Source organism: Variovorax sp. PMC12 (assembly GCF_003019815.1).
In the GTDB taxonomy this organism is placed as follows: Bacteria; Pseudomonadota; Gammaproteobacteria; order Burkholderiales; family Burkholderiaceae_C; genus Variovorax.
Genome location: NZ_CP027773.1, coordinates 2595739 through 2609140, shown reverse-complemented (window position 1 = coordinate 2609140; position 13402 = coordinate 2595739). Strand labels below are relative to the sequence as shown.

18 protein-coding genes and 1 tRNA gene are annotated in these 13402 nt (G+C 65.7%); 10 read left to right on the top strand and 9 right to left on the bottom strand.

From position 1 onward, the window contains the following. Positions 1 to 59: 59 nt before the first annotated feature. Together C4F17_RS12125 and C4F17_RS12120 are read left to right on the top strand one after the other, a co-directional pair. Positions 60 to 587, top strand: a complete 528-nt coding sequence (locus C4F17_RS12125) for a pilin (RefSeq protein ID WP_106935386.1) — start codon at positions 60 to 62, stop codon at positions 585 to 587. A gap of 64 nt (positions 588 to 651) precedes the next feature. Beyond that, positions 652 to 1152: a pilin gene (locus tag C4F17_RS12120; RefSeq protein ID WP_106935385.1), complete on the top strand. Its 501-nt coding sequence runs from the start codon at positions 652 to 654 to the stop codon at positions 1150 to 1152. On the opposite strand, the gene C4F17_RS12115 is transcribed toward C4F17_RS12120, so the two are convergent. Genes C4F17_RS12115 through C4F17_RS12095 form a run of 5 tightly spaced genes read right to left on the bottom strand, consistent with a single transcriptional unit; the run spans position 1135 to position 2701 of the window. Continuing rightward, positions 1135 to 1680: a thermonuclease family protein gene (locus tag C4F17_RS12115; RefSeq protein WP_106935384.1), complete on the bottom strand. Its 546-nt coding sequence runs from the start codon at positions 1678 to 1680 to the stop codon at positions 1135 to 1137. The genes C4F17_RS12120 and C4F17_RS12115 overlap by 18 nt on opposite strands. Next, positions 1677 to 1922 carry a hypothetical protein gene (locus C4F17_RS12110; RefSeq protein WP_106935383.1) on the bottom strand — a complete coding sequence of 82 codons (246 nt, stop codon included), beginning with the start codon at positions 1920 to 1922 and terminating at the stop codon, positions 1677 to 1679. The genes C4F17_RS12115 and C4F17_RS12110 overlap by 4 nt, the downstream gene beginning before the upstream one ends. 4 nt (positions 1923 to 1926) lie before the next feature. Then, complete coding sequence (locus C4F17_RS12105) at positions 1927 to 2145, bottom strand: hypothetical protein (protein WP_106935382.1); 219 nt, start codon at positions 2143 to 2145, stop codon at positions 1927 to 1929. Further along, on the bottom strand, positions 2132 to 2440 hold the full coding sequence (locus C4F17_RS12100; RefSeq protein ID WP_106935381.1) for a hypothetical protein: 309 nt from the start codon (positions 2438 to 2440) through the stop codon (positions 2132 to 2134). Before C4F17_RS12100 ends, C4F17_RS12105 begins: the two co-directional genes overlap by 14 nt. Positions 2441 to 2458: 18 nt before the next feature. Beyond that, on the bottom strand, positions 2459 to 2701 hold the full coding sequence (locus tag C4F17_RS12095) for a hypothetical protein (RefSeq protein WP_106935380.1): 243 nt from the start codon (positions 2699 to 2701) through the stop codon (positions 2459 to 2461). A 123-nt stretch (positions 2702 to 2824) separates the two neighbouring features. Between C4F17_RS12095 and C4F17_RS12090 the strand changes: the two genes are divergently transcribed. Next, on the top strand, positions 2825 to 3496 hold the full coding sequence (locus C4F17_RS12090) for an SOS response-associated peptidase (protein ID WP_106937529.1): 672 nt from the start codon (positions 2825 to 2827) through the stop codon (positions 3494 to 3496). Here C4F17_RS12090 and C4F17_RS12085 read toward each other — a convergent pair. Together C4F17_RS12085 and C4F17_RS12080 are read right to left on the bottom strand one after the other, a co-directional pair. Beyond that, positions 3493 to 3798, bottom strand: a complete 306-nt coding sequence (locus C4F17_RS12085) for a phage protein NinX family protein (protein WP_106935379.1) — start codon at positions 3796 to 3798, stop codon at positions 3493 to 3495. The two genes, C4F17_RS12090 and C4F17_RS12085, sit on opposite strands and share 4 nt — an antisense overlap. 91 nt (positions 3799 to 3889) lie before the next feature. Beyond that, positions 3890 to 3974, bottom strand: a tRNA-Leu gene (locus tag C4F17_RS12080). A 42-nt stretch (positions 3975 to 4016) separates the two neighbouring features. Between C4F17_RS12080 and cysM the strand changes: the two genes are divergently transcribed. The 3 genes from cysM to C4F17_RS12065 all read left to right on the top strand — a co-directional run bounded on the left by cysM (position 4017) and on the right by C4F17_RS12065 (position 5784). Then, positions 4017 to 4919 (top strand): cysteine synthase CysM, encoded by a 903-nt coding sequence (gene cysM / locus C4F17_RS12075; protein WP_081265760.1) that lies wholly within the window; start codon positions 4017 to 4019, stop codon positions 4917 to 4919. A gap of 63 nt (positions 4920 to 4982) precedes the next feature. Then, positions 4983 to 5567: an NUDIX domain-containing protein gene (locus C4F17_RS12070; protein ID WP_106935378.1), complete on the top strand. Its 585-nt coding sequence runs from the start codon at positions 4983 to 4985 to the stop codon at positions 5565 to 5567. Continuing rightward, positions 5557 to 5784 carry a sulfurtransferase TusA family protein gene (locus C4F17_RS12065; protein WP_106937528.1) on the top strand — a complete coding sequence of 76 codons (228 nt, stop codon included), beginning with the start codon at positions 5557 to 5559 and terminating at the stop codon, positions 5782 to 5784. Before C4F17_RS12070 ends, C4F17_RS12065 begins: the two co-directional genes overlap by 11 nt. A gap of 57 nt (positions 5785 to 5841) precedes the next feature. Here C4F17_RS12065 and galU read toward each other — a convergent pair whose 3' ends face one another. After that, positions 5842 to 6732: a UTP--glucose-1-phosphate uridylyltransferase GalU gene (gene galU, locus C4F17_RS12060; protein ID WP_081265762.1), complete on the bottom strand. Its 891-nt coding sequence runs from the start codon at positions 6730 to 6732 to the stop codon at positions 5842 to 5844. A gap of 117 nt (positions 6733 to 6849) precedes the next feature. Continuing rightward, on the bottom strand, positions 6850 to 9729 hold the full coding sequence (locus C4F17_RS12055) for a valine--tRNA ligase (protein WP_106935377.1): 2880 nt from the start codon (positions 9727 to 9729) through the stop codon (positions 6850 to 6852). 104 nt (positions 9730 to 9833) lie between these two features. Between C4F17_RS12055 and yaaA the strand changes: the two genes are divergently transcribed. The 4 genes from yaaA to queF all read left to right on the top strand — a co-directional run bounded on the left by yaaA (position 9834) and on the right by queF (position 13395). Then, on the top strand, positions 9834 to 10619 hold the full coding sequence (yaaA, locus tag C4F17_RS12050; protein WP_106935376.1) for a peroxide stress protein YaaA: 786 nt from the start codon (positions 9834 to 9836) through the stop codon (positions 10617 to 10619). A gap of 153 nt (positions 10620 to 10772) precedes the next feature. After that, a complete protein-coding gene (locus C4F17_RS12040) occupies positions 10773 to 11615 on the top strand; it encodes a 2OG-Fe(II) oxygenase (protein ID WP_106935375.1) in 843 nt (280 codons plus the stop codon). 14 nt (positions 11616 to 11629) lie between these two features. After that, positions 11630 to 12532: an alpha/beta fold hydrolase gene (locus C4F17_RS12035; protein ID WP_106935374.1), complete on the top strand. Its 903-nt coding sequence runs from the start codon at positions 11630 to 11632 to the stop codon at positions 12530 to 12532. Further along, positions 12529 to 13395 carry an NADPH-dependent 7-cyano-7-deazaguanine reductase QueF gene (gene queF, locus C4F17_RS12030; protein WP_106935373.1) on the top strand — a complete coding sequence of 289 codons (867 nt, stop codon included), beginning with the start codon at positions 12529 to 12531 and terminating at the stop codon, positions 13393 to 13395. Before C4F17_RS12035 ends, queF begins: the two co-directional genes overlap by 4 nt. The last annotated feature ends 7 nt before the right edge of the window (positions 13396 to 13402 follow it).

The window sequence follows — 13402 nt, the reverse complement described above, 5'->3', positions numbered from 1 at the left end:
CAGTTAGAGACTCGCTCCGGGGGAAAGCCCTCGGCGTTCAACTAACTCTGAGGATTCACATGAACCGTCGAACCATCGCTCGCCGCGCACAAGCCGGCTTCACCCTGATCGAACTGATGATCGTTGTCGCGATCATCGGCATCTTGGCCGCCATCGCGATTCCCCAGTACCAAACTTACGTTGCCAAGTCCCAAGTTTCCCGTGTGATGGGTGAGACGGCTGGGCAAAAGACGCCTGTCGAAGACTGCTTGAACAATGGGCAAATGTCTACCGGCGCCGCGACCGATGCAACGACCTGCGGCGGTACAGCCAGCGCATCCAATCTGCTGAAAGACAACGATGGCAACACTCTGAATGGTGCAGCTCCGGCAGTTGGCAAGGGTGGCGTTCCCGCGCTGACGATCACTGCTGGCGCAAGCGGCGCTGGCCCGACCGTGGAACTCAAGTCGACGTTCGGCAGCTCGTCTTCTGCTGCTCTGACCGGTCAAACCCTCAGCTGGAACCGTGATGCCAACGGCAGCTGGACCTGCGCCACGACCGTTGCGAAGAAGTACACGCCCGCCGGCTGTGTTTCCAGCGGCGCTTAATTCGCTTCTCATGACCCAAAGAGCCGCCACTTGGCGGCTTTTTTATTGGAGGAGCGCGGCCAACATGAACCGCTCAATCTCGCAAGGTTTTACGCTGATTGAACTGATGATCGTCACAGCGATTGTTGGGGTGCTGGCGGCTGTTGCTATACCGCAATATCAAACCCATGTCTTGCGATCACAGGTACAGCGTGTCATCGGAGAGGCGGGCACCCTCAAGCCCATAGTGGAGCTGTGCCTTCTGAACGGCAAGACTGCGATCGGGGCAGCTTCCCAGGGTAAGTGCGATCCCCAGGCAACAGGATCAAGTCTTCAAGCAACTGCAGGCAATTCGGCTCCCGCCATCGCTGAGACCTGGACGTCGAGCGGAACTGGGGTGCCGCAGGTGAGCCTGTCGGCTATCGAGTTTTCCACAATAGTGGCCACTTTGGGAAACGCAGCCGGGTCTCCGTTGCAAGGGGCTCCCGCCAGCACCATCACATGGACTCGCGAGCCCACCGGAAGTTGGAGTTGCCGTTCTGCCAACATCGACCCCAAGTACGCCAACTCAACCTGCCCGCTGTAGTCGCGAGTGCCGTTCCTTGCGCCAGTCCCACGGCGGTACCGGGGCAGCGTCTATCCACAGGCCCGCGCGTTTGGCCCGCGCCTCGGTCTCCGCGAACTCATATTGCCCGCGTTCCTGCGGCGTCTGCTCGCGTGCGTAAGTTCGATACCACCACGCCATCCCGACTGTGATCATGGCCAGGCCAGCATCAAGAGTCTTCGGCCCGGACGGCGCCGAGGCTGGCGCCACCATCACGCGGCAGACGCTGCGGCCGTAGCGGTCGGTCTTCGGGCAATCGAGCGCAGCCTCCTTCATGTAGACGAGATCGGACAGCGCCTGCTTTGCTCGCTCGCCGAACGGCTGCTTCTTCTCAGGCGCGTCGATGCCGTTGAAGCGCACCTTGATCTGCTCGTAGTTGCCGACCGTGCCGCAGCGCGCGGTCAGGGTGTCGCCGTCGCTGACGCCAACCACCAGGCAGGTGCGCGGCTCGGCCGCGGCCAGCAGCGGCACGAGCAAGCCGGCCAGCAGGATGAAGCGCCGCACCTTCATTGCAGCGACACCTCGGTGCCGTCGGCGGCCACCATCACGCCCGGCGAGCCTTCTACGACCTCAACGGGCACGCCCATGTGCTCGCTCACGTCGGCCTTTGGTCCACCAATCCCAGCGCGGCGTGACGCCACGTAGCCCTTGTGCTGTTCGGGCGCGAGAACAAATTTCTTCGGGTATGCGTTGTCGTTCGCCTTCCAGTGTCTGATGACTGCTTCGGTCATGGAAATGAAGAGGTTGGACATCGCTTCAGGCCTTCGCACGCGAACGCAGGATCTCGACCGGGCCAATCCCGCTGTAGACCGTCGCGCCGTCCTTCAGAGACGTGACCGTCCAGCGCTCGCCCGGCGTGACCTTGTAGTCGCCTGGCGCCAGCGGCAGCTCGAGTTCTTCGCGGACCTTGTCGCTGTACCAGGCTGGCGTATAGAGAGTGGTGGTGTCGGTGGGGAAGATGTCAGCTTGGCTCATGGGGCGGATTGTCGCTGCCGGCATTCGGCGCCTGACTCTTTACCTGGCGCCAGGTTGCAAAAATCTCCTCGGAGGTCATTCCGCCTTTGCTGTACCCGCAGATGTACTTTGCACGCTCTGCGTGATCGGCCTCCGTCTCCGGAATTTCCCGGATCTCCCGCGTGCTGAGAATGGGCGTGGCGCCTGGGTAGGTCTTCGCCGCGTATTCGATGTCCATCTTGAAACGCGAGGGGCTCGGCTTCTTGTTCCAGATGCTTGGCGGCATCATGAAGTTGAAAAACTCGACGTCTTTCATGGCTGCTTCCTAGCTGCCTCAGAACGGCACGGGACCATAGTAGGCGCGGATCAGGTCGCCAGCACTGGAGGCGCTCGAGCTGCGGAACTGGTCACCCACGGCCGCGCACAGCTCGGCCACGCCCTGGGCAAAGTCCAGTTGCGCCTGCGACAGCTGCCCGCCTTCTTCCACGAGCCCGACCTCGGCGGCGAGCAGGCGGAACTTGACCTCCGCCGCGAATGAAAGGATCGGTGGTGGGTTGGCGGCGGAAGGGGGTGACATCGAAAGCTCCTAAAATACTGTATGGAAATACAGTATCTCTCCGGTCAGGACGCAGCGTCAATCGGTCGTGAGGTCGCAGAATGTGACATCGGCCAGACCGGCTCCCGAAAGGAAAAAAAGAGCATGTGTAACCAATATCGGACCCCTGAATCCGCCGAGGCAGAGCGCTACTGGCGTATCGACGAACGGCGCAGCCGACGGCCATTGCTGCCTGCGATCAGCGTCTTCCCGCGGACGCAGGCGCCATTCATCCGTCGCGCGCGCGATGAGACAGGCTACGAGCGCGAACTGGTCGTGGGGCAGTGGGGGCTGATCCCCTGGTTCGCCAAGGAGCCGAAGCTCAAGTTCCCAACGAACAACGCGCGTAGCGAGGAGCTGGAGCAGAAGGCCAGCTACAAGGATCCGTGGAAGCGCGGGCAGCGCTGCATCATCCCGGCCGCCAGCTTCATGGAGCCCAACTGGGAGACGGGGAAGAACCAGTGGTGGCAGTTCCGCCGAGTCGACGGCACGCCGTGGGGCCTGGCCGGTCTGTGGAACACCTGGACCGACAAGGCGACGGGCGAGGTGCACGAGAGCTACACGATGCTGACCTTGAACGCAGACGCACACCCGCTGATGAACCGGATGCACAAGCCAGATCCGAAGCTGCCGCCTGACCAACAGGACAAGCGGAGCGTGATCCCTATCGAACTGGGCGACGTCGATCTGTGGCTGGCCGGCACGATGGAGGAGGCGAAGAAGCTGCTGCGGCTGCCGGCAGTGGAGTTGTTCGAGGCGGGCCCGATCCCCGCCTAAGCCACCTCGTATCCGAACTTGGAAACGACGTAGGCCCGCATCGCCGCCGCCAACGGCGTTGGCCCCTCGATCCAGCCGCCACCAGTGCCTCCGTTGGCACGCACGGTCAGGCGCCCTACGGCGATCGCGCACCAGGTTGAACCCTTTGCAGGCATGGGAGCTGTATGGATGCCCTCGCGCTCGATGATCGGGCCGCCGGTCGCCCAGTCAGTGGAGGGGTGGAATTCCTCGTCGAACTTCTTGTTGTCGGCCTTGGCCACCCAGCGATCAAGCTCGGTGCCGAGCAGTTCGGAGACCTTCATTTGGAAAGAAAAGCGGAACGTGTCGCGGAACGGATGCGGAACACTTTGCTTTTTGTTAGCAGTGGCTTCGCGCGCGACGCCTGAGAATATGTGGTGCCCGGGGCCGGAATCGAACCGGCACACCTTTCGGTGGGGGATTTTGAGTCCCCTGCGTCTACCAATTTCACCACCCGGGCAGGGTTCTGAACGAAGCCCAAAATTATGGCACAGTGGCTGCCATGAATTATCCGACGATCGAAGATGCCATCGGCAAGACCCCCCTGGTCGCCCTGCAACGCATCCATGCCGCAGAAAATGCCAAGCGTGGCAACGTGATTCTCGGCAAGCTGGAAGGCAACAATCCGGCAGGCTCGGTGAAAGACCGGCCGGCCCTCTCGATGATCAAGCGCGCCGAGGAGCGCGGTGAAATCAAGCCCGGCGACACGCTGATCGAAGCCACCTCCGGCAACACAGGCATCGCGCTGGCCATGGCCGCGGCCATCAAGGGTTACCGAATGGTGCTGATCATGCCGGAGGACCTCTCCGTCGAGCGTGCCCAGACCATGAAGGCTTTCGGCGCCGAACTGGTGCTCACGCCCAAGAGCGGCGGCATGGAATATGCGCGCGATCTCGCCGAGCAGATGGTCGCGCAGGGCAAGGGCCGGGTGCTCGACCAGTTCGCCAACCCCGACAACCCGCGCATCCACTATGAGACCACGGGCCCCGAGATCTGGGCCGACACCAAGGGCAAGGTCACCCACTTCGTGAGCGCGATGGGCACCACGGGCACCATCACCGGCGTTTCGCGCTTCCTGAAAGAGAAGAACCCCGCCATCCGCATCGTCGGCGCGCAACCGGCCGAAGGCTCGCGCATTCCGGGCATCCGCAAATGGCCGGCCGAATACATGCCGAAGATCTTCGATCCGAGCCGGGTCGACCAGGAAATCAGCGTGAGCCAGGACGACGCCGAAGAAATGTGCCGCCGCCTTGCGCGCGAAGAGGGCATCTTCGGCGGCATCTCGGCTGCCGGCGCGCTCTGGGCCGCACTCGAGGTGTCGAAGACGGTCGAGAACGCGACCATCGTGTTCGTGGTCTGCGACCGCGGCGACCGCTACCTCTCCACCGGCGTGTTCCCGGCCTGATCGTCTTCAGCCAACCCGCGTCCGCCTTGACCGAGGCGGCGCCATAAAAAGAAAAGAGACCCCATGCCCCATCCCAAGTTTTGCCAGGTCTGTGCCACGCCGCTCGAGTGGATCGCGCTGATGGAAGACGGCGGTCCCAAGGAGCGCCTGCGCTGCTCCAACTGCGGTCACACCCACTGGAACAACCCCACGCCCGTGCTCGCGGCCATCGTCGAGTACCGCGGCCAGGTGCTGCTGGCGCGCAATGCGGCATGGCCGGGCAAGATGTTCGCGCTGATCACCGGCTTCATGGAGGCCGGCGAGACGCCCGAGGAAGGCGTTGCGCGCGAGGTCAAGGAAGAAACCAACCTCGACGTCAGCGCGCTCAAGATCGTCGGCGCGTACGACTTCCAGCGCATGAACCAGGTCATCATCGCCTACCACGTGGTGGCCGACGGCGAGGTGAAGCTTTCGCCCGAACTGGTCGACTACCGCCTCTACGACCTGCCCGACCTGAAGTGCTGGCCGGCCGGCACCGGCTACGCGCTGGCCGACTGGCTGCGCACGCGCGGCCATGAGCCCGTGTTCTTCACCGCCGCGGAAAACGAAGAGCGCCGCCGCGGCCTGAACCTGCCGCCGGAACCCGAGGAGCGTGGAAGTGCAGGCTGACCGCGAGCTCGACACGCGCGGGCTGAACTGCCCGCTGCCCATCCTCAAGGCGAAGAAATCGCTCAACGAGATGACGAGCGGGCAGCTGCTGAAGGTGGTGTCGACCGACCCCGGGTCGATCCGCGACTTCCAGGCCTTCGCGCGCCAGACCGGCAACGAGCTGATGGAGCAGGAAACCGTCGGCACCGACTTCATCCACGTGCTCAAGCGCCGCTGAGGAAGCAAAAGAAAAGGGCCGCGAAAGCGGCCCTTTGCACAAGCGCGACGAGCGCTGTTACAGCTTCAGGCTCTTGAGGTATTCGCGGAACTCCGCGCCCACTTCAGGGTGGGCCAGCGCCAGTTCCACCGACGCCTGCAGGAAGCCTTCCTTGCTGCCGCAGTCGTAGCGGATGCCCTTGTACGAGTACGCGTACACCGATTCCTTCTTCATCAGCGCCGCGATGCCGTCGGTCAGCTGGATCTCGCCGCCCGCGCCCTTGGGCTGGTTGCGGATCTCGGCGAACACGCCCGGCGTCAGGATGTAGCGGCCGGCCACGCCCAGGCGAGAGGGCGCGTCTTCGGGCTTCGGCTTCTCGACCATGTGGCTGACCTTCACCAGGCCTTCCTCTATCGCGTCGCCGGCCACGATGCCGTAGCGCTTGACGTGCTCCAGCGGCACTTCCTGCACCGCCAGCAGCGAGCCGCCGAGGCGGGCGAAGGCCGCGGTCATTTGCGCCAGCACGGGTTCGCCGCCCTTGGGGCCGACCATCAGGTCGTCCGCCAACAGCACGGCGAAGGGCTCGTTGCCCACCAGGTGCTCGGCGCACAGCACGGCATGGCCGAGGCCCAGCATGCGCGGCTGGCGCACGTAGGAGCAGGTCATGTCGTCGGGCATGACCGAGCGGGCGATGTTCAGCAGGGCGGTCTTGCCGCTGGCCTCGAGCTGGCTTTCGAGCTCGTAGGCGGTGTCGTAGTGGTCCTCGATGGCGCGCTTGTTGCGGCCGGTCACGAAGATCATGTCGCGGATGCCCGCGGCGTAGGCCTCTTCGACGGCGTACTGGATCAGCGGCTTGTCGACCACCGGCAGCATTTCCTTCGGCTGTGCCTTGGTGGCGGGCAGAAAGCGGGTGCCAAAGCCCGCAACGGGAAATACAGCCTTGCGGATACGTGTCGATGGTGTGGACATGGGCAGTTCGGCGTCGGTTCGTTGGAAGAAAGAAAGGGGGGGGTCCCGGGAGTGGTCGCAGGAGCGGCAAGCAAGTGCCGAACCAGCATCCTAAACGCCCGGTATTTTGTCCGTCTGTCAGCCGAGGCGCACAAGCTGGTCGCGCAGGCGCTCCAGCGTGGCGGTGAAATCGGCCAGGCGCTTGCGCTCCTGCTCGATCACGGCCGGCGGCGCCTTGGCCACGAAGGCCTCGTTGCCGAGCTTGCCGTGCACCTTGGCGATCTCGCCCTCGATGCGAGCGATTTCCTTGCCGATGCGCAGCTTCTCGGCCGCCTTGTCGATTTCCATGTGCAGGCACAGGCGCGCGGCGCCAACCACCGCCACCGGCGCCGCTTCCGCGGCTGCCTGCCAGGAGGCCTCGTCGTCGAAGACCTTCACTTCCTTGAGCTTGGCCAGCGCCTGCAGCACGGGCGCCGCTTCGCGCAGGAAGGCAGCGCCTTCGGCGTCGTCGGCCACGGCGTACAGCGGCAGGCGCATCGCGGGCGACACGTTCATCTCGCCGCGCAGCGTGCGGCATGCGTCGACCAGGCTCTTCAGCCGCGCCACGTACGCCTCGGCCGCCTCGTCGATCTTCTCCGGCTGGCTCTGCGGATACGCCGCCACCATGATCGACTCGCCCTCGCGCCCCGCGACCTTCGACACCTTCTGCCACAGCTCCTCCGTGATGAACGGAATCACCGGGTGCGCCAGGCGCAGCAGCGTTTCGAGCACGCGGATCAGCGTGCGGCGGGTGGCGCGCTTCTGCGCGTCGTCGCCGGTCTGGATCTGCACCTTGGCGATTTCGAGGTACCAGTCGCAGAACTCGTCCCAGGCGAACTGGTAGATCGTGTTGGCCACGTTGTCGAGGCGGTATTCCTCGAAGCCCTTGGTCACTTCGGCCTCGACGCGCTGCAGCTGCGACACGATCCAGTAGTCGGCGCGGCTGAACTTCAGGTAGCCGTGGGCCGGGCCGCCGACCTTGCAGTCTTCCTTGGTGTGCTCCAGCAGGCCGCAGTCCTGGCCTTCGCAGTTCATCAGCACGAAGCGCGTGGCGTTCCACAGTTTGTTGCAGAAGTTGCGATAGCCCTCGCAGCGCTTCGAGTCGAAGTTGATGCTGCGGCCCAGCGAGGCCAGCGAAGCGAAGGTGAAGCGCAGCGCATCGGCGCCGAAGGCCGGAATGCCCTCAGGGAACTCCTTCTGCGTGTTCTTGCGCACCGTGGGCGCGGTCTCGGGCTTGCGCAGGCCCTGGCTGCGCTTGTCCAGCAGCTCGGGCAGCGCGATGCCGTCGATCAGGTCGACCGGGTCGAGCACGTTGCCCTCGGACTTGCTCATCTTCTTGCCCTGCGCGTCGCGCACCAGGCCGTGGATGTAGACGTCCTTGAACGGCACCTTGCCGGTGAAGTGCTTGGTCATCATGATCATCCGGGCGACCCAGAAGAAGATGATGTCGTAGCCCGTCACCAGCACGGTGGAGGGCAGGTACAGCTCCAGCTCCCTGGTCTTTTCGGGCCAGCCCAGCGAAGAGAAGGGCACCAGCGCCGACGAGTACCAGGTGTCGAGCACGTCCTCGTCGCGCGTCAGCTTCCTGCCGGGCGCCTTGGCCTGCGCAGCGGCTTCGTCCTCGGCCACGTACACATTGCCTTCCTCGTCGTACCAGGCGGGAATCTGGTGGCCCCACCAGAGCTGGCGCGAGATGGTCCAATCCTGGATGTTCTCCATCCAGTGGTTGTAGGTGTTGACCCAGTTCTCGGGCACGAAGCGCACCTCGCCCGACTTCACCACGTCGATGGCCTTCTGCGCGATCGACTGGCCGTCGGCGCCGGGACGGGTCATGGCCACGTACCACTGGTCGGTGAGCATCGGCTCGACGATGGCGCCCGAGCGCGCGCAGCGCGGCACCATCAGCTTGTGCTTCTTCACCTCGACCAGCAGGCCCAGCGCGTCGAGGTCGGCCACCACGGCCTTGCGCGCCACGAAGCGGTCCATGCCGCGGTATTTTTCGGGCGCGTTGTCGTTGATGGTCGCGTCCAGCGTCAGCACGCCGATCATCTCGAGCTTGTGGCGCTGGCCGACCGCGTAGTCGTTGTAGTCATGGGCCGGCGTGACCTTGACCACGCCGGTGCCGAATTCCTTGTCCACGTAGTCGTCGGCAATGATCGGAATCAGCCGGCCCACCAGCGGCAGCTTCACGCGCTGGCCGATGAGATGCTTGTAGCGCTCGTCCTCGGGGTGGACCATCACGGCCGTGTCGCCGAGCATGGTCTCGGGCCGGGTGGTGGCCACGGTCAGCGCGCCGCTGCCGTCTTCCAGCGGGTACGACAGGTGCCAGAGGAAGCCGTCTTCCTCCTCGCTCTCGACCTCGAGGTCGCTCACCGACGTCTTGAGCACCGGGTCCCAGTTGCCCAGGCGCTTGCCGCGGTAGATGAGGCCCTCTTCGTACAGCTTCACGAAGGTGTGCATCACGACCTTCGACAGGTCGTCGTCCATCGTGAAGTACTCGCGGCTCCAGTCGACCGTGTCGCCCATGCGGCGCATCTGCTGCGTGATGGTGTTGCCCGACTTTTCCTTCCACTCCCACACGCGCGCCACGAAGTTCTTGCGGCCGAGTTCGTGGCGGCTGATCTTCTGCTCCTGCAGCTGGCGCTCCACCACGATCTGCGTCGCGATGCCGGCATGGTCGGTGCCCGGCACCCACAGCGTGTTGGCGCCCTTCATGCGGTGGTAGCGCGTGAGGCTGTCCATGATCGTCTGGTTGAACGCATGGCCCATGTGCAGCGTGCCGGTCACGTTGGGCGGCGGCAGCTGGATCGCGAACGACTCGGCGCCTTCCCTGGGCTGCTGCGTGCCGCGGTAGCCCGCCTTGGCGTAGCCGCGCTTTTCCCATTCCGGGCCCCAGTGCGCCTCGATGGCGGCGGGTTCGAACGATTTCGACAGGCTGTCGAGGCCGGGTTGGGCGGGGGAGGTGGTGGGTTCGCTCATGGGGAATGCAAAACGGCACCCTCGGGTGCCGTCGTAACGAGGTGGGATTGCCGGTGATTTTACCGGCGCTGCCTCCGGTCACTTCGGCCACTCATAATTCCGGGATGCTGTTCCTGCTCTCCCCCGCGAAGTCGCTCGACTACGACACCCCGGTCCCCGCCGAAATCCCCGCCACCCAACCCCATTTCGAGTCCCCGCGCGGCCCCTCGGTCGAACTCATCAAGCTGCTGCGCGAGAAGTCGCCGCAGCAGATCTCCGAGCTGATGCACCTGTCGGACAAGCTCTCTGCCCTCAACGTGGCCCGCTACGAGGCCTGGTCGAGCAAGAGCACGCCCAGGAACGCCCGCCAGGCCGCCTTCGCCTTCGACGGCGACGTCTACGGCGGCCTCGACGCCCGCACGCTCACCCGGGCGCAGCTCGACTGGGCGCAGGACCACGTCTGCATCCTCAGCGGCCTCTACGGCCTGCTGCGCCCGCTCGACCTGCTGCAGCCCTACCGCCTCGAGATGGGCACCGCCCTGGCCAACCGCCACGGCAAGGACCTCTATGCCTTCTGGGGCTCGCGCATCGCCGAGCACCTGAACGAGCGGCTCGCGGCCGACCGCACGCCGGTGGTCGTCAACGTGGCCTCGCAGGAGTACTTCAAGTCGGTCGACAGGAAGGTGCTCAAGGCCCGTGTGGTCGAATGCGTGTTCGAGGAGTGGAAGGGCGACAAGTACAAGATCGTCAGCTTCTTCGCCAAGCGCGCCCGCGGCCTGCTGGCCCGATGGGCGGCGCAGCACAAGGCAGCGACGCCCAAGGCACTGGAAAAGTTCGACCTCGAGGGTTATGGTTTCGACGCTCAAGTGTCGACAGCCGAAAGGCTGGTGTTCAGGAGAAGGCTGGGATGACCCCCAGTCTTCGCGCACTTCGTGTCGCTTCGCCAACCCCCTTCCAGGGGGCAACACCGGCGGCCCGGCAAAGCCGGTTCCGCGGTGTTCCTGGCGCGAGCAGCGGTGGTTTCATGCGTCTTGAGTCTTGGCGCAACTTGGAGGTTTACTGAGATGTCGCAAGCGATCAGTCCGGAACTGCGCGAATGGCTGGTGGCCCAGCTCGCGGCCGGGCACTCGGTGCCGGCGCTGCGCGCGTCCATGCGCGCGGCCGGCTGGCATGACGCCGCCGCCGATACGGCGCTGGCCCAGCTCGAAGCCGGTTTTCCCAACGTCGAGGTGGCGCTGCCGCCCGTGCGCACCGAAATGCCCGGCCCCGACCTCGACGGCGCGCCGCTGTACCTCGATGCCGGCGACCGCCGCGTGCAGGTGCTGCAGACCATGCGGCATCCGCGCGTGGTGGTGTTCGGCAACCTGCTGTCGGGCGAGGAATGCGAAGGCCTGATCGCCGCCGCGCGGGTGCGGCTGGCGCGCTCGCTCACCGTGGAAACGCGCACCGGCGGCGAGGTGCTCAACGTCGACCGCACCAGCGACGGCATGTTCTTCGAGCGCGGCGAGAACGAGATCGTCGCGCGCCTGGAGCAGCGCATCGCCATGCTGCTGCGCTGGCCGCTCGAGTTCGGCGAGGGCCTGCAGATCCTGCGCTACGCCCCCGGCGCGCAGTACCGCCCGCACTACGACTACTTCGACCCCGGCGAGCCCGGCACGCCCACCATCCTCAAGCGCGGCGGCCAGCGCGTGGCCACGCTCGTCATGTACCTGCAGGAGCCCGAGGGCGGCGGCGCCACCACCTTCCCCGACGTGGGCCTCGAGGTGGCCCCGGTGCGCGGCACCGGCGTGTTCTTCAGCTACGACCGGCCCGACCCCGCCACCCGCACCCTGCACGGCGGCGCGCCGGTGCTGGCGGGCGAGAAGTGGGTCGCCACCAAGTGGCTGCGCGAGCGCGAGTTCAAGTAGGCAAAAAGGAACCGATGAAAGTCACTGCCAACGGGCTGCAGATCGAAGTCGACGACACCGGAGGCGAAGGGCGCCCCGTCATCCTGCTCATCATGGGCCTGGGCATGCAGCTGGTGGCATGGCCGAACGGCTTCGTGCAGCGGCTGGTGGACGCGGGCTTTCGCGTGGTGCGCCACGACAACCGCGACATCGGCCTGAGCCAGGGCTTCGACCACGCGGGCACCGGCAACGTGGTGTGGCAGACCATCCGCCACCGGCTCGGCCTCAAGGTGCGCTCGGCCTACACGCTGCAGGACATGGCGCTCGATTCGCTCGGCGTGCTCGACGCGCTGGGCATCGCGCGGGCGCACATCGTCGGCGCCTCGATGGGCGGCATGATCGCCCAGCGCATCGCCGCCTTCGCGCCACGGCGCAGCACCAGCCTCGTGAGCATCATGAGTTCCAGCGGCGCGCGCGGCCTGCCCGGGCCGCGCCGCGAGGTGACGGCCATGCTCATGCGCCGGCCCCTGGGCAAGAGCGAGGCCGAACTGGTGGCGCACAGCATCAGGCTGCTGCGGCTGATCCAGAGCCCCGCCTACCCGCAGACCGACCAGGAGCTGGCGGAGCGCCTGACCTTCAGCATGCGGCGTTCCTACCACCCGGCCGGCCTGATGCGGCAGATGCTCGCCATCGGCGCGGACGACGAGCGCCCCCAGGTGCTGCCACGCATCCAGTGCCCGGCGCTGGTGCTGCACGGCGACGCCGACGCGCTCGTGCCCATGGCCTGCGGCGAAGACACCGCCCGGCGCATTCCGGGCTCGCGTTTCGTTTCCGTACCCGGCATGGGCCACGACCTGCCGCCCGAGGTGTGCGCCATCCTCGCCAACCACATCGCACCGTTCGCGCACGCGGCCGAAGCCCGAGATCCAAAGCCATGAGCACAGACCACAACCCCAACACCCCCGAGCAATCGCAACTGGGCCGCGCCTCGGCCTACGCGGACCGCTACGACCCCTCGCTGCTGTTCCCCATCGCGCGCGCCACGCAGCGCGAGGCCATGGGCATCAGGTCCGGCGCCTTGCCCTTCTTCGGCGCCGACCTGTGGACCGCGTTCGAGGTGAGCTGGCTCAATGCGCGCGGCAAGCCGCAGCTGGCCATCGCGCACTTCACCATCCCGTGCGAGACGCCCAACATCATCGAAAGCAAGAGCTTCAAGCTCTATCTGAACAGCTTCAACAACAGCACCTTCGCCAGCATCGACGCCGTGCGCGAGCACCTGCGCACCGACCTCGCCGAGGCCGCCTGGCGCGGCAGCGACCAGTCGGGCGGCATCGGCGTGAAACTGCTCACGCCCGAGCTGTTCGACCGCGAACCGGTGCACGAGATCGACGGCCTCGACCTCGACCGGCTCGACATCGAGTGCACCCGCTACCAGCCCGCCCCCGATCTGCTGAGCAGCGACACCACGCAGGTGCACGTGAACGAAACCCTCACCAGCCGGCTGCTGAAGAGCAACTGCCTCGTCACCGGCCAGCCCGACTGGGGCAGCGTGCAGATCCGCTACAGCGGCCCGCCCATCGACCAGGCCGGGCTGCTCGCGTACATCGTGAGCTTTCGCAACCACAACGAATTCCACGAGCCCTGCGCCGAGCGCATGTTCACGGACATCTGGAGCCGCTGCAAGCCGACCAAGCTCGCGGTGTATGCGCGCTACACGCGGCGCGGCGGGCTGGACATCAACCCGTTCCGCACGAGCTGGCCGCAGGCGCTGCCGGCGAACATCCGTACCGCGCGGCAGTAGGCCGCAG